The sequence below is a fragment of the Winslowiella toletana genome, from assembly GCF_032164335.1.
GTDB lineage: Bacteria > Pseudomonadota > Gammaproteobacteria > Enterobacterales > Enterobacteriaceae > Erwinia > Erwinia toletana_A.
Genome location: NZ_CP134152.1, coordinates 3,139,170 through 3,159,396, shown reverse-complemented (window position 1 = coordinate 3,159,396; position 20,227 = coordinate 3,139,170). Strand labels below are relative to the sequence as shown.

The 20,227-nt window shown below is 49.0% G+C and carries 13 protein-coding genes; 9 read left to right on the top strand and 4 right to left on the bottom strand.

Features of this window, described 5'->3' with window-relative positions; all coding sequences use genetic code 11:
• Window positions 1-85: 85 nt before the first annotated feature.
• Window positions 86-1,045 (top strand): aldo/keto reductase, encoded by a 960-nt coding sequence (locus RIN69_RS14915; RefSeq protein WP_313852741.1) that lies wholly within the window; start codon window positions 86-88, stop codon window positions 1,043-1,045.
• On the opposite strand, the gene yegD is transcribed toward RIN69_RS14915, so the two are convergent.
• The 3 genes from yegD to RIN69_RS14900 all read right to left on the bottom strand — a co-directional run bounded on the left by yegD (window position 1,046) and on the right by RIN69_RS14900 (window position 6,645).
• Entirely contained in the window at window positions 1,046-2,401 is a 1,356-nt protein-coding gene (gene yegD / locus RIN69_RS14910; protein WP_313852740.1) for a molecular chaperone, read from the bottom strand.
• Window positions 2,402-2,511: 110 nt separating this feature from the next.
• Window positions 2,512-5,850, bottom strand: coding sequence for a diguanylate cyclase (locus tag RIN69_RS14905; RefSeq protein ID WP_390902547.1), 3,339 nt, complete (start codon window positions 5,848-5,850; stop codon window positions 2,512-2,514).
• A gap of 177 nt (window positions 5,851-6,027) precedes the next feature.
• Entirely contained in the window at window positions 6,028-6,645 is a 618-nt protein-coding gene (locus RIN69_RS14900) for a phosphatase PAP2 family protein (protein WP_313852737.1), read from the bottom strand.
• A 248-nt stretch (window positions 6,646-6,893) separates the two neighbouring features.
• Here RIN69_RS14900 and udk point away from each other — a divergent pair, with 248 nt between their 5' ends.
• The 3 genes from udk to asmA all read left to right on the top strand — a co-directional run bounded on the left by udk (window position 6,894) and on the right by asmA (window position 10,114).
• On the top strand, window positions 6,894-7,535 hold the full coding sequence (gene udk, locus RIN69_RS14895) for a uridine kinase (protein ID WP_313852736.1): 642 nt from the start codon (window positions 6,894-6,896) through the stop codon (window positions 7,533-7,535).
• A 116-nt stretch (window positions 7,536-7,651) separates the two neighbouring features.
• Window positions 7,652-8,233, top strand: coding sequence for a dCTP deaminase (gene dcd, locus RIN69_RS14890; RefSeq protein ID WP_313852734.1), 582 nt, complete (start codon window positions 7,652-7,654; stop codon window positions 8,231-8,233).
• A gap of 33 nt (window positions 8,234-8,266) precedes the next feature.
• On the top strand, window positions 8,267-10,114 hold the full coding sequence (asmA, locus tag RIN69_RS14885) for an outer membrane assembly protein AsmA (RefSeq protein WP_313852732.1): 1,848 nt from the start codon (window positions 8,267-8,269) through the stop codon (window positions 10,112-10,114).
• Window positions 10,115-10,166: 52 nt separating this feature from the next.
• Here the strand turns inward: asmA and RIN69_RS14880 are convergent, their stop codons facing one another.
• The gene (locus tag RIN69_RS14880) at window positions 10,167-11,738 is read right to left on the bottom strand and encodes a TerC family protein (RefSeq protein ID WP_313852731.1); all 1,572 of its coding nucleotides are present in this window, start codon (window positions 11,736-11,738) and stop codon (window positions 10,167-10,169) included.
• Window positions 11,739-12,454: 716 nt separating this feature from the next.
• On the opposite strand from RIN69_RS14880, the gene RIN69_RS14875 reads away from it, so the two are divergent.
• From RIN69_RS14875 to wzc, 5 genes are all read left to right on the top strand, one after another.
• Window positions 12,455-13,573, top strand: a complete 1,119-nt coding sequence (locus tag RIN69_RS14875; protein ID WP_313852730.1) for a glycosyltransferase family 4 protein — start codon at window positions 12,455-12,457, stop codon at window positions 13,571-13,573.
• A gap of 30 nt (window positions 13,574-13,603) precedes the next feature.
• A complete protein-coding gene (locus tag RIN69_RS14870; protein ID WP_313852728.1) occupies window positions 13,604-16,153 on the top strand; it encodes a right-handed parallel beta-helix repeat-containing protein in 2,550 nt (849 codons plus the stop codon).
• A 278-nt stretch (window positions 16,154-16,431) separates the two neighbouring features.
• On the top strand, window positions 16,432-17,568 hold the full coding sequence (locus RIN69_RS14865; protein WP_313857761.1) for a polysaccharide export protein: 1,137 nt from the start codon (window positions 16,432-16,434) through the stop codon (window positions 17,566-17,568).
• Between the two features lie 7 nt (window positions 17,569-17,575).
• Entirely contained in the window at window positions 17,576-18,004 is a 429-nt protein-coding gene (gene wzb, locus RIN69_RS14860; RefSeq protein ID WP_313852727.1) for a low molecular weight protein-tyrosine-phosphatase Wzb, read from the top strand.
• A 19-nt stretch (window positions 18,005-18,023) separates the two neighbouring features.
• The gene (gene wzc / locus RIN69_RS14855) at window positions 18,024-20,183 is read left to right on the top strand and encodes a tyrosine-protein kinase Wzc (protein WP_390902388.1); all 2,160 of its coding nucleotides are present in this window, start codon (window positions 18,024-18,026) and stop codon (window positions 20,181-20,183) included.
• The last annotated feature ends 44 nt before the right edge of the window (window positions 20,184-20,227 follow it).

Below are 20,227 nucleotides of genomic sequence, written 5' to 3'. Positions count from 1 at the left end.
TCGCCAGAAATCCGCAAAGCGAGGTAAAAAATGTTTGCTAAGCTGATGGTCGCGCCAGAAATCATTTAATTTCAGGAGAAACAGCATGAGTCAATTACCCTTACGTCAGTTAGGCCGTAGTCAGATTCAGGTTCCACCACTGACCTTCGGCGGCAATGTATTTGGCTGGACTGTCGACCAGGCCACCTCTTTTTCCCTGCTTGATGCGCTGGTAGAGAAGGGGTTGTGGTTTATCGATACCGCCGATGTCTATTCGCGCTGGGCGCCCGGCAACGAGGGGGGCGAATCCGAAACCATTATTGGCAACTGGCTGAAGAAAAGCGGCAAGCGTGACCAGATAGTACTGGCGACCAAAGTGGGGATGGAATTAAGCCCGCAGAAGACCGGGCTGGCTCCGGCATATATTCGTCAGGCGGTAGAAGATTCACTGCGTCGCCTGCAAACCGACTATATCGACCTGTACCAGGCGCACCGGGATGACGAGGATACGCCGCTGGCTGAAACGCTGGCGACCTTTGATGCGCTGGTTAAAGAGGGCAAGGTGCGGGCGATTGGTGCCTCCAATTACAGTGCGCAGCGGTTATCGGAAGCCCTGAAAATCAGCGAGCAGCAAAATCTGACCCGCTATGAAACGCTGCAACCGGAATATAACCTCTACGATCGCAGCGAGTATGAAAGTGGTCTGGAGCAGGTGGCGATTGAGCACGGACTCGGCGTGATTAACTACTATTCACTGGCCAGTGGTTTTCTCAGCGGAAAATACCGTACTCCCCAGGATGCCAGCAAAAGCAAACGTGGTGAAGGGGTAGTGAAGCAATATCTTAACCCACGCGGTTTGCGGATTCTGGCGGCGCTGGATCAGATTGCCGCCGCGCGTGATGCCACACCAACCCAGGTGGCGCTGGCGTGGCAGATTGCGCGTCCGGGTATCACCGCACCGATCGTCAGTGCCACTTCCCTGCAACAGCTTGATGAGCTGGTCAAGGCGGCGACGCTGAAACTTTCACCGGAAGAGATTAAGCAGCTGGCCGAAGCCAGCAGCTAATTAACCGGCAAAAGTGACCTGTGCCCAGCGCGCCAGACCGGCGGTGACCGAACCAAAGTCATCGCCAGTGGCCAGCGGGATATCCGGCAGTTGCTGTTGCAACGCCTGACGCAGCAGCGGGGAACGGGCACTGCCGCCGGTAAGATAGATAACATCAGGACGGGTGCCGCTGGTGGCCAGTGCCAGTTTCACCTGCTCCTGAATACGCTCTAACGGTTGAGTAATCGCCGCCTGAAATCCTTCAACGCTGACTGAGGTAGCCAACGCTGGCTCGATAAAATCGAGCGCGGCTGCCACTTCACGGCTGTCCGACAGGGCAATTTTACTCTCTTCCGCGCTACGTACCAGACGATAGCTGAGCCGCTGTTGCCAGACTTTCAGCAGGCGCTTCACCACCTCAGGCTGCTGCGCATCGCGAATCAGATCCTGCAGCATTTTACGGCTGGCGGCAGCATAGAAATCGCTTTGCGCCGGAACATCGTTAATGGCTACCGCGTTCCACCACGGCAGAGCCGGCAGCGCAATACCTTTTGCCGTCTGGCCGCCGAGGCCAAGCAGCGGCATCAGCTCTTTAAATGCCAGCATAATATCCAGATCGTTACCGCCGACGCGGCAGCCGCTGTGACCGAGCAGGCTGGCGCCGCGCTCGGCTTTCGTGCTCCACTCCGGGCCCATCAACAGCATACTGCAGTCAGTGGTACCACCACCGATATCCACCACCAGCACTCGCGTCTCTTTTTGCAGCGTGGCTTCAAAGTCCAGCCCGGCCGCAACCGGCTCAAACTGAAACACCACGTCACGGAAACCGGCGCGATGTGCAGCGCGTTCAAGTATGCCCTGCGCCTGATGGTTGGCGTCTTCACCGCCTAAGCCCTGAAAGTTAATCGGACGACCAATCACCGCCTGCTGAATGTCACTGCCCAGCTGGTTTTCAGCGGTTTTGCGGATATGCAGCATCATGGCGCACACCAGGTCTTCAAACAGCGCGATCTGCTGCGGCTTCAGCCCGCTGGCACCGAGGAAGGATTTCGGCGATTTAACAAACCACACCTCTTCCGGGTCATCCATATACTGCGCCAGCGATGCCAGACCAAACTGCACGCTGTTACTGTTGACCTCGATATCTTCTTCGCGGTTAAAGGCGATGGCGCGACGCAACAGCGCCTGATTTTCAGCGTCCGGCGTGGCGACTTGATGATGGCGGAACAACCACTCGCTGATCGCTTCACGCGTAGGTGCACATAACATTGAGGGCAACCACGGCGAATTATTTTCCAGCGGCAGCAGGCGCGGCGAGCCCTTCTCCATCACAGCTACCGAGCAGTTTGCCGTCCCGTAATCGAAACCGATAAACATGTTTACCCTCCCAATGGCGAAAAAAGGGGGCGACTTTAGCGCAGTACGTCGTGCAGGGCAATCAATACCACGCGGTTGGCGACAGGCGGGACAATATAGGCGGAGAAGGGCTATTTAATCGCGAAGTAACTGTTGCTCAGCAGGGTTGTGAGCGTCTGCGGGCTGCCGACCGCCTCACCCCATACCACGTCGATACCAATAGTGGCCAGCGTGGTTAACGCCAGCGGTAACTCTACCGGGCCGGCAAGGGTGGCGATGTTCAGCCGCTGGGCGTGACCATGGATAATTGACACCATCATTTCGTCCATCAGATTACAGTGGACGTTAGTCACCAGGTCCGCGCTGAGCATCAGATAGTCGATTTCGTCGGCATGCAGCAGATTAAATGCATCAAGATTACGGCCAAAATCGCGTAATACAATGCCACAGCCCAGCTGGCGTAAGCGGGCAATATTAGCATGCAGGGTTTCATGCTGTTCGAGCAGGGTATCAATGTCGAGCATAAAGTGCAGCAGATTACCCGCCACGCCGCCACTGCTGATTTTATCCAGCAGATAGCGAATAAAAACGTCGTCTTTCAGGCCATAAGCCGACAGCGGTAGCGCCATGCTGATGGCTTTGCGCGCCACGCCGGCGCCAAAGCTGGCATAAAAAGTATCGATAACTTTGCGGTCGAGCGCGATAAACAGGTCTGGCTCATGCAGGTTGGCGCGAAATTCTGCTTCACTGATCTCCTGACCGGTGCGCGAAAACAGTTGCAGACCGATCAGCCAGAAACTAACCGCCTGAGTTTTGCGCGGCGGCGTGACGGGTGAGGCCATCATTCGCAGCGGATGCTCCTGCAGAGTGCGGATATTCTCTTCTCGCGTCATTACCGGTCGCAGCTGGCGTTGCAGGCGCGCCTCGTACACTGAGATCTGACCGCGACCATTATGTTTGGCGTTATAACAGGCAAAGTCAGCCTGGGCCATCACTTCGCTGGCGATACAGTTGCTGCTGGTAATTTGCGTTAGTCCGGCGCTGGCACCGATGCGAAACAGCCGTCCTTCCCACAGGAAGCGGTACTCATTAATGCTGCTGACCAGACGCTGTACCACTTCGATGGCAGCGTCAGTTGAACTGTCGCTTAACAGCAAGCCAAACTCATCACCGCCCAGGCGCGCCAGCAGATCGTGGCTGCGCAGTTGCGACTGCATTAATTTCGCCAGCTCATGCAGCAGCGCATCGCCAGCGGCATGGCCCGCGGTATCGTTGATAGCTTTAAACCGGTCAAGATCAATAAAGGTCAGTACGTGCTGATGCTGATGTTCGCTGGACGAAACCAGCAGCCGCTTCAGCTGGTGTTCGAAACTGGAGCGGTTGGGCAGGCGCGTCAGCATATCGTGTGAAGCGCTGTAGCTGAGGCGTTTCAACATTTCCCGAGATTCGCTGACGTCATGAATCACCATCACGCAGCCAATAATGCGGCCTTCGATAGTGTTGAGTGGGGTAATGCTGTAGTGAATATCAAACTGGTCGCCGCCAGGGCTGTGCAACACCAGGTCCTGCTCAAAATCTGGCGTGACTTTCACTTCAGGCAGCTTACTCAGCAGCAGGTTTTCAATTTCTGGCCCTTTACTGCCGTGGGTAATATGCAAAATTTTGCTGATATGGACACCCGCCGCGCGCTCCTGAGACCAGCCGCTCATCTGCTCAGCGACCGGATTCATAAAGGTTACCAGCATCTCCTGGTTGGTACTGATCACCGCCTCGCCGATCGAGTCGAGAGTAATCAGCATGCGCTCTTTTTCCTGGAACAGCGCTTCATTTAGCGCCCGAACTTCGGTCACATCCTGACTGATACCCAGAATGCGCTCAATACGCCCGTCATCGCGTAAAATTCGGTTGGCCTGAGTGTGGATATAGCGGATCCCGGTGCTGCTCTGGATACGGTACTCAAGATCTAACGGCTCACGCAGTTTTATCGACCGTTTTAACGCTTGCTCCGCTTTGTCGCGATCTTCTGCAATCACGCAACCTAACCAGTAGCGATCGGTGGGCGTTTCATCGCTGGAAAGCTCAAACATTTCGTACATCCGCCGGTCCCAGCTGAGGTCGTTATCGTCAATATTCCACTCCCAGACGCCGATACCGCCGGCTTCATTGGCGATGGTAATACGTTCCATTAACAGACGGTTCTGTTCATTGGAGTGTTTCAGCGCGGTGATATCCTCTATTTGCGAAATAAAATAGAGTGGCTGATGATCGGTATCATGCACCACTGACACCGCCAGTCGCGCCCAGACGATTTTATGATCTTTACGCAGGTAGCGCTTTTCAGTGGTGTAGCTGTCAATGGTGCCGGCCAGCAGGGCGTTAAGCTGGGCGAGATCGGCATCAAGATCGTCGGGATGGGTAATTTTCTGGAAGTTCAGACGTTTCAGTTCATCGGCCCGATAGCCGAGAAAATGGCACAGCGCATTGTTGGTTTGCAGCCAGCGGCCGTCAGGAGAAACCAGCGCCATACCGATCGCCGAATACTCCATCGCATGGCGGAAACGGCGCTCGCTTTCGCTGATATGCTTTTTCTCTTCCCTGAACGAATGCATCGCCAGCGTCATCATATGGCTGGGAATCAGCACCAGCAGAAACGGTAGCCACGGGGCGCCGGCAATTTCATGGGTGCTTTCGGCGTACACATCGAAAAAGCGCCAGGCCAGCATCAGCGACATCATGGCGATGTTAGCGAAAAAAATAATAAAGGCTTCAAGTCGTGGCAGGCGCACCGCACTCCAGAACAGCACCACAATCATAAAGGTGAACGGCCACGGGAGATAGCGCAGCGCGATATAACTGAGTGCCAGGGTGGCGATCAGCGTAATAATCGCTTCCGCCAGCGTTTTACTCACTAAGGGTTTACCGAAATAGCCTGCACGCCACAGCAGACACACCGGCGCCAGCGCCAGCATACCGATCATTTCTGATACCGCCCACGAGGCGATAAAGTGTAACGCCGGGGCACCGGCATGGTTCAGCAGGCCATTTGCCAGCAACCCACCGAACAGCGGGGCGGCAATGCCGATTGTAGCCAGCATCTTATACCAGCTGCTGAGTGAGCTGAGCGGCGCTTTGCGCCCGAGAACCAGCCGCAGCAGCAGTCCGCCAGCCAGAGCTTGTAACAAGTTAACCAGCGGAAAACTAATGATGGCCAGCGAAACGCCAAACATTAATGCATTGGCCAGCACCAGGCCAGTCATACAGCTGAACAGCAATGGCAGTAACTCAGCATTGGAATAGCGGAAAACCACCACGGTCATCAGGGTAGTGGGGAACCATAGCGGCGAGAGAGTGCCGCTGACCATGATCAGCTCAATACAAAATAGCGTTAGCGCGAAACTTAACGCGCCAAGTATTAATGATTTTGCCCACCATGAGCCGGTGAGTCGGGATGAGAGAATATCGGTTGTCATCATCGATTCCAGCTGCATGCCTGCGAGCCTGACAGGCTGATTTACATGCTTTCAACAAGACTCAATGCTCGTTGCATGCTAGCACATCCGTTATGCAATGCTGTGGGTAAATCGAAATTATGCGCGCTGTAACCAATAAACTTTGCGGCCGAAATCAGAGTGATAAAAAACAGCTAATTAAGGCTGCTGCAACAGTTCACTACGGGTAAAAGGTTTCTCTAATCCGGTAATCTTCGTGGAGAGGTGGGTCAGAAAGCCCTGGGTGGTCGCCACACGGCCATGACTGAACAGCAGCACCGGAACCAGCAGCGCGACACAAAGCTGCACCACACTAAAGCCTTTAAGCTGAGAGCTGCGTTGTGAGAGTAAAAATGCACTGCTCAGGGTATAGCCAAGCAGCAGGCCGCTGACCACTTCGCTGGTGGAGTGAACGTCCAGCTCAAGGCGGGAGAAACCGACCATTAGCGGAATCAGATAGCCGACCGCCAGCGCCGCGCCGCGCAGCAGCGCGGATAAACGCCCGGACAGCAGCCAGAACATCACCGGCCACAGGGTCGCGGACATCGCACTGTGGCCGCTGAAGCCGGTGAAATTAAAGCGCGCACTGCCGATACCAAAGCCCATAAAGGCGATTTTCGACAGGCTGACCAGCGCCCCTGCCAGGCAGAAAACCACAATCCAGAACCACACGGCGCGGCGATCGTTATTTTTCCACGGCATCACCAGCGCAATAATCACTGCGGTGGGAAGCAGCAACATGCTGTCGCCAAGATAGCTTAGTGTGTTCCAGGACATAGTTTTCCTTCGGGTCAAAACGGACTTCAGGCCAGTACGCCAGATGAACACTAGTTTATCGGGGAAAGTACTTTGCGCCAAAGGGGGAATTTCCGAAAATCAGCAGGCGGGGTTTTTTCTGGCATCAGTTCAGCTAAATCCCTATAATTGCCAGCGAAACAACCCTCTCATTCCTGACCCGTCAATAAGGCAGAGCAAATCGACTTCGCCTTATCGATAAGTCACATAGTTATCAGGTCTTTAATTTTATGACTGACAAGTCTCACCAATGCGTCATTGTAGGAATCGCAGGCGCATCAGCGTCGGGGAAAAGCTTAATCTCCAGTACCTTGTATCGTGAAGTGCGCGATCAGGTCGGCGATGAACATATCGGCGTGATCCCGGAAGATTGCTACTACAAAGACCAAAGCCACCTCACCATGGAAGAGCGGGTAAAAACCAATTACGACCATCCCAGCGCAATGGATCACAATCTGCTGTTGCAACATCTGCAGATGCTGAAATCGGGACAGGATATAGAACTACCGGTTTACAGCTATGTTGACCACACCCGCACCAAAGAAACTGTCCATCTGAAGCCGAAAAAAGTGATTATTCTGGAAGGCATTTTGCTGCTGACCGATGCGCGTCTGCGTCAGGAGATGAACTTCTCTATTTTCGTTGATACGCCGCTGGATATTTGTCTGATGCGTCGTATGAAGCGTGATGTCAATGAGCGTGGCCGTTCAATGGATTCGGTGATGGCGCAATATCAGAAAACGGTGCGTCCGATGTTCCTGCAGTTTATTGAGCCATCCAAACAGTATGCTGACATTATTGTGCCGCGCGGCGGTAAAAACCGCATCGCGATTGATATTCTGAAAGCGAAGATTAATCAGTTTTTCGAGTAGCGACGGCATTGCTGCTACGATAAGATAAAATTCCTTAAAAATGACAGGGTTGGCATAGCGTTTATGCTAACCCTGTGGCAGTGTTAGCAACCAATACATTGATGGAGTAGACGGCGATGAGATTATGCGATCGCGATATCGAAGCCTGGCTTGATAGCGGCAAGCTTGACATTACGCCGCGCCCACCGGTAGAGCGCATCAGTGGCGCGACGGTGGATGTTCGCCTCGGCAATAAATTTCGCACCTTTCGCGGTCATACCGCTGCCTTTATTGATTTAAGTGGGCCAAAGGATGAAGTCAGCGCAGCATTAGACCGGGTAATGAGCGATGAAATTGTGCTGCCGGAAGGTGAAGCATTCTTTTTGCATCCCGGCGAACTGGCACTGGCGGTGACCTTTGAGTCGGTGACGCTTCCCGACGACCTGGTCGGCTGGCTGGATGGTCGCTCGTCGCTGGCGCGTCTGGGCTTAATGGTTCACGTCACCGCGCACCGCATCGATCCCGGCTGGCAGGGACGAATTGTGCTGGAGTTCTATAATTCAGGTAAGCTGCCGTTAGCATTACGTCCCGGTATGCTGATTGGTGCGCTAAGCTTTGAACCGCTGTCTGGTCCTGCTGCGCGCCCTTATAACCGTCGTCAGGATGCGAAATATAAGGATCAGCAAGGCGCGGTTGCCAGCCGAATTGATAAAGACTAACAGCCTGGCGCTTCAAGCGAATAAGAGGATCGGATGAGAAGATTAATTACCACGCTGGCCATACTGTTGGTAGTGATTGTGGCAGGCATGTCAGCGCTGGTACTGCTGGTTAATCCCAACGATTTTCGTGCATACATGGTGCAGCAGGTTGAACAGCGCAGTGGCTATAAACTGGAGCTGCAAGGCAATCTGCGCTGGCACGTTTGGCCGCAGCTCAGCATTCTTGCCGGGCGCATGTCGATTACCGCGCCTGGCGCGCAACAGCCGCTTATTAATGCAGAAAACATGCGTCTCGACGTGCATCTTCTGCCGCTGTTATCCCACCAGCTCAGTGTAAAACAGGTGATGCTGAAAAACGCGGTGATACGCGTTACCCCGGAAAGTGAAGCGCAGCGTCCTCAGGATGCTCCGGTTGGTCCGTCGGGTTCCTCGGTGCCGGAGACGGCCAGCGGCTGGAAATTCGATATCGCCAAATTGCAGGTGGTGGACAGCCTGCTGGTCTGGCAACAGGCTGGCGGTGAGCAGATCAATTTCCGCGATATCAATCTCGAGCTGTCACAAAATGCCCGTAAGCAAGCCAGTGTGGATCTGACTACCCGCGTCAGTCGCGATCAGCGCGAACTGCAGCTGGCGTTGAAAGGAGCGATGGATGTTACTGAATACCCACAGCGCATCTCCGGCAATATCGAGCAGCTAAGCTGGCAATTAAGAGGCGCGGACCTACCGCCGCAGGGTCTACAGGGTGAAGCCTCACTGCTGGCCGACTGGCAAAATGAAACCCAGCAATTCTCGCTCAAAAATATCGCTTTAACGGTAAACAACAGTCAGCTTAATGGCGCTGTTTCCGGTAAATTAAGCGGTAGCCCGGATTTCAATATCGATCTGCATGCGCCGATGCTGGATATTGATGCGTTGACCGGCAATAACTTCCTGCAAAACGCCACTGACGGCCAGCCCGCTACGCAACAGTCGACTGGCCGCGCGCCGGTGATTGCCGAGCCGATCGAACGCAGTAATGAAAACTCAGCGCTGAATGACATCAGCGGTAAGCTGAATATGCAGATTGATACACTGCGCTGGCGCGGCATGGATTTCAGTCAGGTCCAGTTTGTCGGCAGCAACGATCACGGTGCAATGAATATTGCCACCCTGACCGGTAAAACGGGTTCCGGTGACTTCTCACTGCCCGGCACAGTAAATATTCATAATCCACTGACTCAGGTCACCTTCCAGCCGGTACTCAATCAGATTGAGCTGGCGCCGCTGCTGAAAGCTTTCGAACTGCCGGAAACCGTCAGTGGCAAGCTGTCGATGAGTGGCAAACTGCACGGCCATGGGCTCAGTGTGGAAGATTTTAAACACCACTGGCGTGGCAACGCTGAAATGAGTATGCAAAACGCACGGCTTGCCGGGCTTAACTTCCAGCAAATGATCCAGCGTGCGGTTGAACGCAGCAGCGACCAGGTGCGTGGCACTGACTCTGATGTCAGCTATACCGAAGTTCAGCAGCTGAAAGGCTCACTGCAGCTCGATAATGGCTCAATGGCGCTGGTTAATCTGCAAGGGCGCTCCGCAATGCTGGACCTCGCCGGTAAAGGAATTGTTAATCTCGACAGCCAGCAGTGTGATATCACCTTTAATATTAAGGTAACCGATGGCTGGAAAGGGAATAACCAGCTGGTGCAGACGCTAAAAGAAACCGCGATTCCACTGCGGTTGTATGGCTCGTGGGACAGCCTGCAATACTCGTTGCAGGTTGACCAGGTGCTGCGTAAACGCATTCAGGACGAGGCCAAATCGCGGATTAACAGCTGGATTGAGCGTAATCAGGGCAATAAAAACAGCGAAGATGCGAAGCAATTATTGAAAGAGAATAAGTAATTGTCGGGGCAGGGGAGTCGTTTTCGACTCCCCTGAATCTATGTCACTGATGTTAGCTGTCCGACTCCGGCAGCCGTAACGGAATAATCTGCACCTTCTGCACCCGATGGCTGTCAACCTGCAGAATCCGAAACAGAAAATCGCCAACCTGCAGTTCTTCGCCTTCCTGCGGAATCCGTTGCAAATGCTCCATTAAGAGTCCGGCAATGGTGTGATACTCGCGCTTTTCATCCAGCGGCAGTCGCAAGTACATGACCAGATCGTCCAGCGGCATATAGCCATTGGCTGTCCAGCTACCGTCGGCGTTTTGCACAATATCATGACGCGCATCCAGCTCTTCGCTCTCGTTGGGTAAATTACCGGCGATGGTTTCCATCACATCACTTAGCGTCACCACGCCTTCCACCGAACCAAACTCATCGACGACAAAAGCAAAGTGCGTGCGTGCATTACGGAACTGCTCCAGCGCCTGTAACAGCGGCAATTGCTCGGGAAACACCAATGGCTGGCGAATCAGCGCGCGTAAATCGAGAGCGTTTTCATGCAGCGACTGGTGCAGAAGGTCGATAACATGCACCACCCCCAGCGGGTCGTCACTCTTTTCGGTGATGATGATGCGCGTGTGCTGATTGCGATCGAGCTGCTCCATGATTTTTTCTGGATCGTCAGCCAGATCGATATTCTCAATATCGTGGCGTGAGGTCATGATACTGCGAACGCTGCGCTGCCCCATCCCCAACACCCGGGCGATCATTAATCGTTCCTGCTTATTAAAGATCCCCTGGTTCTCATTATGGTCGGCAACCAGCGAGGATGTCTCGGCATCCAGTTCGGCATGCTCATGATGCCCGCGCAGTAAACGCAGCACCGCTTCGGCAGTGCGTTTGCGCAGCGGCAGCTTGGCAGACAGGAAGCGACGACGATTAAAATGTGCCAGCTGATTCAGCGATTCGATAATTACCGAAAACCCGATAGCCGCGTAGAGATAACCTTTGGGTATATGGAAGCCAAAACCGTCTGCGATCAGGCTAAAGCCTATCATTAACAGGAAACTCAGACAGAGAATAACAATCGTCGGGTGACTGTTAACGAAGCGGGTGAGGGGCTTACTGGCCAGCAACATCAGAAAAATTGCTACCACAACGGCGGCCATCATGACCGGAAGATGATCAACCATCCCCACTGCAGTAATCACCGAATCCAGTGAAAACACCGCATCCAGAACCACAATTTGTGCCACCACCGGCCAGAATCGCGCGCCACGTTTCTGCGTATTCTGCTCTTCGTCCTTACCTTCAAGCCGCTCATTAAGTTCCATGGTGGCTTTAAACAACAGGAACACTCCTCCCACCAACATAATAATATCCCGCGCGCTAAACGGATGACCTGCAAGGGTAACCAGCGGTTTAGTCAGTGTGGCAAGCCAGGAGATGGAGGTCAGCAGCAGTAAACGCATAACCAGCGCAAGTAACAAGCCGGTTACCCGAGCACGGTCGCGTTGCGCTGGGGGCAGTTTTTCTGCGAGAATGGCGATGAAAACAAGATTATCAATACCCAGTACCAGCTCCAGCACGATTAGCGTAACCAGACCGGCCCAAATTGACGGATCGGCGATCCATTCCATACGACGTATTTAACCCTATAAGATGTATTAATTAGATTAATGTTGATATTGGTACGCTAAACAAAAAAACGCAATGCTATCTAGGAATAATCTCAGGATGAATCTATTTAAGTTTCGAGACAGTCGTGCCGTGTGACTTTGATCGGTATTGAGGTACTCAGAAATTCTTATACTGATGGAAATTGCAGCGAATTTGGCTTAACTACGATAAAAATATTATTATCAACATAGAACTATCCGGAAAAGACTATTTTCTTTATTAACTCTAACCTGTTGATTATCAATGTGATAAAATGGGCAAAGTTAGTCTTAATCTGAAAGTGACCGGGATCTGCCGTCCCGCCCTTGTAACAAACATTCAATAGTATGAAAATCTGGTCATAACTTATGTGATCACACCGTGATAAATGCGCCTTTTGTAAGCAGAGGGCCATGAAACGGTTCAAATGATGATTTCGGATTTATCAGTGGAATTATCCTAATTATCATCCTCGCAATAGCATTATTCTTATTTACAGCATTGGTAGCTGCAAGCCAGGGGCGGTAGCGTGTCTGAAGTTGTGTGGTCAATGCATTTCAATGGAAGTCAATAAGTGCTGTGCACACAAACAAAATTTAAGAATAAACTCAGGTTCTTAATTGGCCCTGATCGATGTAATCGTTAATGGCTCCTGCCGCAGGAATGAATAATTATTAAGTTTAAGGTGACAATTAAAATGTCTAATGAAAAACTTGTCGTCTGTTTACCGACGTTTTTTTCGCCACGGGATAAGCGTTCTACTGGCGGTACGATTTCAAACTTTGCACTGGTCAAAGAGTTGGCAAAACTGGGTGAGATCGACGTGATATCACCCATCGTTTCGCCGGAGCTGATTCTGAAACAACCCAACAACGTGCAAGTAATCACACAGTCTGGTCTTGAAGGGGAGTCTTTGAGTACTAAAGCCAGAAAAAAAGTTTGGTTAAGAAATCAAATTCGTCAGCGTTCACTACGTGGCGATGTAACAGCCTTTATCAGCACCAATGGCACTTCAAGTTTTGTTAATAGCGTTTCGCCAAAACGAAATATTATTCTTACACGCGCATTTGAAGATTTTTTCGATTATCAGGTCAATGGCGAAAACTTCAAAGAACGGTTGCGCAAGAAAGTGTTGGAAGTACTTATAGATAAGCGAGTGAAGCAGTGTTATCAGGATGCTGCAATGGTTATCACCAATAGCCAATTTATGCGCAGTGAAATATCCCGCCATTTCAAAATAAAAAAAGAAAAAATAGCTGTTTTATATCCACCAGTTGATTTTCCTGAAACAGATTATCGCCCGCTACCTACAACCAGAAAGTTGCGTGTTGGAATGATAAACCCTAAGAAAATAAAGGGTGAGGACATCTTTATTGCTCTGGCAAAAGTATTTGAAGATATTGAGTTTGTCTATTTCTCACGAGAAGACAGGCAGTACGGTGTCGATAATATCATCTACAAAGGCTGGGGAAGCGATCCTGCTAAGTTATTCAAATCTTTCGACCTTCTGATAGCCCCTTCACTCTGGAATGAGCCATTTGGACGAGTAGCGGTTGAAGGTATCCGTAGCGGTATACCCGTGTTGGTTTCGAATCATGGTGGCATTCCCGAAACAGTAACAGATAGTTTTGTGGTGAAAGGGGATACACTAAACGATTGGAAGGAAAAGTTGATTTGGCTGCGAGATAATCCGCAAGAGGTAGCCGAAGCCTGGCAGCTGACGAAACAGCACACTGAGAGTTTCGTTTCTAAGCGGCATAACGAAAATCTGAAAAGCTACTTTTCAGACTACTTTCGCCAAGAGAAACAGGTATGAATTATTCGGCCAAAAGCGGGGGAGCGAAATTTGAAATTCTTACGCAAAACATGGATGAAAATTCCACAGGTTGATGGGAAGGCGCGTCGAAGTGCGCTAAAAAAATCGTTGTTGGCAATCCCCGCATTGTCATTTGTTTTTAATGAAGCTCGGGCAGAAGGTAGCGAACTCGATATGTCGAAACTACCGTCAGCTAAAACAGAGGCTGACTTAGGCAAAAATGCCCATTCTGACTTGCTAAGGACGAGCTTGCGTCAAAAAGATGGGCTTAAATATATTGGGCAAGCATTGTCTGTTGAGGACCTTAAGCAGATTATACCTGAATTGCCAGGACAACGCATTTCTCTGGCTTCCTGGCACCGCCAAGGGTGGGGAGGTGTTGCTCATCCAGTCGGTGGCGGAACGCTGTATTCTGTTCGCAATAACCAGCTTAAAGAGGATGGTGGCACCATCTTTCGCGTCAACGAAGAATGGTGCTGGGTACGTGATATTTCAGAACAAATTGATGCCCAATGGTTTGGTGTAACCGGAGACGGTATTGCTCGTGCAGATAATATTTCTTCTGCTATTGACTATATCACTATCAATGGCGGCACACTGTCCTTTCCTAAAGGTAAAGTAAATTTTGGCTTACTGCGCAAGCGGATAGAATATTTTGAGGGTATTAAGCAGTTTACGATTCGGGGACAAGGGTATGCGACCATTTTCACTTTCGAAAATATCGATCCACCCGAACGTCCTGGCAATAAAAGTTGGGTTTCAGAAACCCCTTTATTACTGCTTAAAGGTAAAGGCACCGAGCAATATATCGATTCTCCTGTTATTGAAAATCTGACTATTGACTATTCACTTCAGCGAAATGCTGGTGGCACAGATTTAAATAGTCTGGAAGAATGCCATCCAACTCCCCATTCAACAGGTAGTATCGGTATTTATGCAATTTATTGTTTGAATCCTGTCTTCAGGAATTTGAGATTTAGCCATATATATGGCAGCGGTATTTATTGTAAGAAGTCCTTCAATCCTCTGTCGCATAATATCTATTTCTATAATGTTTCTGCCAACCAAATCATCGACCGATCCGGAAGGATGGACCGCGATAATAGTGGTGGAGCTATATTTTATTGGTCTTGCTATGGCGGTAAAATAGCTGACTGCATTGCATGGAATACTCGGAAATATACTGTCGATCATAAATCACCTGATAATGGTCAGCAGTTAAACGACACTTTATGCGGTTACATTGGCTTCTGGAGCGAATTTAGCGTTAGCCGCACCGACCGACCTGATACTGCTCCCCCGATGATCAACTGGCTGAATGTTAAAGAGAAAGACCTTGACAGAGTTTCACGAGGTGTCGAAATCAGTAACAGCACAGTTTACGGCTATGTTATTGGCATCAAAGGTGAAGCTGCTGTGGATATGTCAATAATCAATAATAAAGTGCTCAATTGCTATTTGCCCATCACATGCAGTGGTGTGCGTGGCGTAATTCAGCGCAATTTTACCGACATGCTAGGTTGCGAGGCTGTGAAGTGCCCTCAAGGCGGATTGGAACAAAAACGCTCTCATCTGGGAGGTATGACCTTTTCTCCAAAATCGACCTTTAATCAGAGCCTTGAAATTAGTCATAACTATGTTCGAACACGTAATTATCCGGCATTTACGACTAGTCGGATAAATTTAAAGTTCCTTTATAATTACGTAAACATTTATGGTTTTGCTCCGATATTTAAAACTGTGAGCAAAGGTGATTTTTATGGGCTTGAAATTGTTGGTAATACCTTTGTGATTGAACAGGGAGCAGAACCACAAGATTCAGTCCTATCTTCAAATGAGACAGCGATATTCCGTAGTAATACCTTTGACGTGAAAACAGATAAGGCGCCAAAGCTGATCTTTTCACCGGCTGAAAGCAGCTGGTCAGATGTCTCGTTTGAGGAGAATTACTTCAGCGGTCCAGTGAAGTTGCAGTTTAATTTGAAAGCTTTAGTCCAGCGAAATCGTTTCTTAATGCCCGTAAGCTATAATGATGGAGTGATTTCGTTACATGGTGAGCGTAGTAAGCTGGTAGATAATCATTTCCTGCTTAATAGCAAGCAGTCACCCAAGTCGTTGTTTATCCGTGCCGCCCATGTAACTATCGCAGATAATGTGGTGCAAATTAACGATAATGGTAGTCCCGAAACTCATGGGGTGTTCTGGGTTGACCAATATGCTGTAGCGCCAAAATTACAAGGTAATAGTATAAAAAATAACCAAGCGGATTTTTCACTGGTTGTTTCGGAAACATTAGTCATGCCTTCTCTGGAAAATAATACCAGTGACGGCAAAGGTCCTTTGTTATGGGTTACCAAGTCTCTAAAAGGTCCGGTGATGCCTCAAATAAACCTTTTTAAAGGAGGGTTTATTGGTGGAAAAAAAGACCTGCCAGAGGCGAACTTACCAGATAATCTATGGGAGGAATTCACGCCAGTACCGGGTCAACGTCTCCCTTATCTAACCCCTGAACCGGGTGGTAGAGAAGGTATTCTTATGACAAAGGATGGGTGGCGAGAGTTTGGCTCTGTTGCTAATTAAAAAAATTAACGTTTAAACTTTTAAAGGTATGCTCAGCAGTTTGAGTCTGCAAAGACTTTTTACTCAAAATGAACATTTTACTGAGCATTTAAGTGATTATCTTATTTTCAAGGCTTGCTGAGGATCTGTTATCTTGCCAGGCTTACTGCGAAAGGTTTAGGGATGATATATCGACCTATGTGAGATAATCGCCCAACTACGTGACGTGTGTCAGAACATACTTGTCAGAAGGCGCCGGAGTGGCCTTGGAAGCAAATTTACATAGCGATGATAATTTAATGATGAAAACAAAACTAAAGTTGGCCCCCCTACTGGCGTCAATCACACTGATTAGTGGTTGTACCATCATCCCGGGGCAAACCGTTTCAACCAGTGGCAAGGATATAATTCAGCAGCAAGATGCTAATTATGATCTTGATAAGATGGTTAACGTTTACCCACTAAGTCCTACACTGATCGAGCAATTGCGTGTGACAGCTACTGTAGCCCGTCCTAATCCGCAATTGGATCAAGAGTTGGCTAATTATGAATATCGCATTGGTGTAGGTGATGTCCTCAGTATTACGGTCTGGGATCATCCGGAATTGACCACTCCAGCTGGCCAGTATCGCAGTGCCAGCGACACGGGTAACTGGGTACACTCAGACGGTACAATTTTTTATCCCTACATTGGTAAAGTTCGCGTTACAGGTAAAACTATTCAACAAGTGCGCGAAGAGATTCAAAACCGTTTAGCGACTTACATTGAAAGTCCACAGGTGGATGTTAATATTGCAGCATTCCGCTCACAAAAAGTATATGTAACTGGCGAAGTAGGGACTTCAGGCAAACAGGCGATTACCAATATTCCTCTTACTATTCTGGATGCAGTTAATACGGCAGGAGGGCTTGCGGAAAATGCTGACTGGCGTAATGTAATATTGACCCACAATGGACGCGAGCAACGCATTTCGCTTCAGGCATTAATGCAAAACGGCGATCTTACTCAAAACCGTTTACTTTATCCCGGAGACATTCTCTATGTGCCGCGCAATGACGATCTTAAAGTATTTGTCATGGGCGAAGTTAATAAACAACAAACGTTGAAGATGGACCGCAGTGGCATGTCGCTGACAGAAGCACTGAGTAGTGCTGAAGGGATGAATCAATCAGTTGCTGATGCGACCGGAATCTTTGTTATCCGGCCGATCAGAGGGGCGAACAATGGTGGTAAAATCGCTAATATCTATCAATTGAATGCACAAGATGCTACGGCAATGGTGCTGGCAACTGAATTCCAGCTGCAACCATATGATATTGTCTATTCTACTGCTGTACCAATAGCACGTTGGAATCGCGTCATTAATCAGCTGTTACCGACGATCAACAGTGTGCGTTACGCCACTGACAATGTTCGTACCATTCATAACTGGTGATACAAACATGTTTAATTCAATTCTGGTCGTTTGTGTTGGGAATATTTGTCGTTCTCCCACCGGAGAGCGACTACTTCGAAAATATCTGCCAAAATTAAAGATTGACTCGGCGGGAGTTGGTGCGCTCGTAGGTAAGCCTGCTGATGTGAGTGCATTAGAAGTGGCTGCAGAACATCAACTTTCGCTTGAAGGGCATTGTGCACAACAGTTAACTAAGTCTCTATGCCGTGAATATGACTTAATTCTGGTCATGGAAAGAGGGCACGTTGCCTCAGTATGCAACATTGCTCCGGAAGTAAGAGGTAAAGTTATGCTCTTCGGTCACTGGAATGACCGGGAGATTCCTGATCCTTACAAAAAGAGCCTGGACGCGTTTCAGGCTGTCTATAGCTTGCTGGATACTGCGGCTGAGCAGTGGGCAAATAAACTCAGGTAGTGATTCAAGGGCCAGAATTTTGAATAAGAAAAGAGTTAACTCAACCTCCGATGTTCATAACGAAGTAGATCTCGGTCATTTGTTAGGTTCAATCCTCGACTATAAATGGCTGATATTGGCAATCACTTCTTTCTTTACTGTGATTGGCGTTATCTATTCAATTTTTGCTACACCGATCTATCAAGCTAATGCATTGGTACAGGTTGAATCCAGTGTTGGCAGCCAACTAGTGAAAAATCTAGATAGTCTTCTACCTGATAAACCTCAGTCGGCAGCAGAAATAGAATTACTCCAGTCACGCATGGTGCTGGGAAAAACTGTAGAAGATCTGCACTTGGATATCAGTGTAAGTCAGGATTATTTCCCTCTGTTTGGCAAAGGCTGGGCACGTTTGACCGGTGAAAAGTCGGGAGAACTGGCCATTTCACGCTTTACTGTGCCTGACGCTTTACAAAATACCCCTTTTACTCTGGAAGTAGGGGAGAGTAACCACTTCACACTAAAGAGTGATGGCGATGTTGTCATGTCTGGTGAATTGGGTAAATTGACTCAAAAAGATGGTATTGCGCTCTTACTTAGCGACATTCAGGCGGCGCCGGGCACCAGTTTTACCGTGATAAAATCCCCATCTTTGCTGGTGATGAATCGAATTAAGAGCAACTTGCTGATTGAAGATTCAGGTAAAGATACCGGAGTACTGAATTTGACTTATACCGGGCCTGATCCGGTTGAAATTCGTAAAACGTTGGATGGAATCACACAAAATTATCTGCTGCAGAATGTTGAGCGTAAGTCAGCTGAAGCAGAGAAAAGCCTTCAATTTCTGCAAGTCCAGGTACCTAAAGTACGGGGCGAGCTTGACGCTGCTGAAAACAAACTCAATCAATTCCGTCAGGAAAATGATTCTGTAGATCTCTCTTTAGAAGCAAAGTCTGTGCTTGACTCAGTAGTTAATATTGATGCTCAGTTGAATCAGTTAACTTTCCGGGAAGCGGAAATATCCAAATTGTACACTAAAGAGCATCCAGCCTATCGCACCTTATTAGAAAAACGTCAAACTTTAGAAGATGAGAAAACTAACCTGAACAAAAAGATCTCAAATCTGCCTAAAACGCAGCAAGAGATTGTTCGCCTGACACGTGATGTGCAATCTGGTCAGGAGGTGTATATGCAATTGCTGAATAAACAGCAAGAGTTGAACATTTCTAAAGCTAGCACCGTTGGCAATGTACGTATTGTAGACCGAGCAGTTACGTTGCCAGGTCTGGTACAGCCCAAGAAAGCCATCATAATCATAGCTTCATTACTGTTAGGCTTGATTGTATCGATTCTGGTAGTAATTATTAAAACAGTTCTACATCGCGGTATAGAAAATCCGGCTGAGCTAGAAGAGGCTGGTATCAATGTTTACTCTAGTGTGCCGCTTTCTGAATGGCAGCAGAAGAAAGATCGTGCTGGCCAACTTAATTCTAAGAAAGCAAAGAATCGAGCAAGTGACCTGCTAGCATTAAGTAACCCTACAGACCTTGCAGTGGAAGCTATGCGTAGTCTACGTACCAGCCTGCACTTTGCGATGTTAGAAGCTAAAAATAATATTTTGATGATTTCGGGTGCTAGCCCGTCGATTGGTAAAACATTTGTCAGCACAAACTTGTCAGTATTGGTGGCACAAACCAATAAAAAGGTACTGTTCATCGATGGCGACTTACGTAAAGGTTATACCCATGCGTTGCTGGGCCTGGATAATAAAGTGGGTCTTTCTGAACTGCTATCAGACCAATCCAAAATCGAAGATGCTGTCCAGCCTTCAGGCGTTGAAAATCTCGATATAATGACTCGTGGTCAGGTTCCACCAAACCCGTCAGAACTACTGATGAACTCCCGTTTTGCAGCAATGTTAGAATGGGCATCTAAAAACTACGATTTGGTCATTGTCGATACGCCACCAATACTGGCAGTAACAGATGCTGCAATAATTGGTCGTCATATTGGAACAGCGCTAATGGTAGCCCGCTTTGGTGTGAATACACTTAAAGAAATCGAGGTGAGTATTAATCGCTTTGAACAAAACGGGATTGAAGTAAAAGGGTTGATTCTCAACTCTGTATTTAAGAAAGCCGCAAGCTACTACGGTAGCTACGGATATTACGAGTACGAATACAAGTCTGAGAAATCATAATTCTGCTTGGGGCATGGAATTTCTGTGCCCCAAGATTATAACAG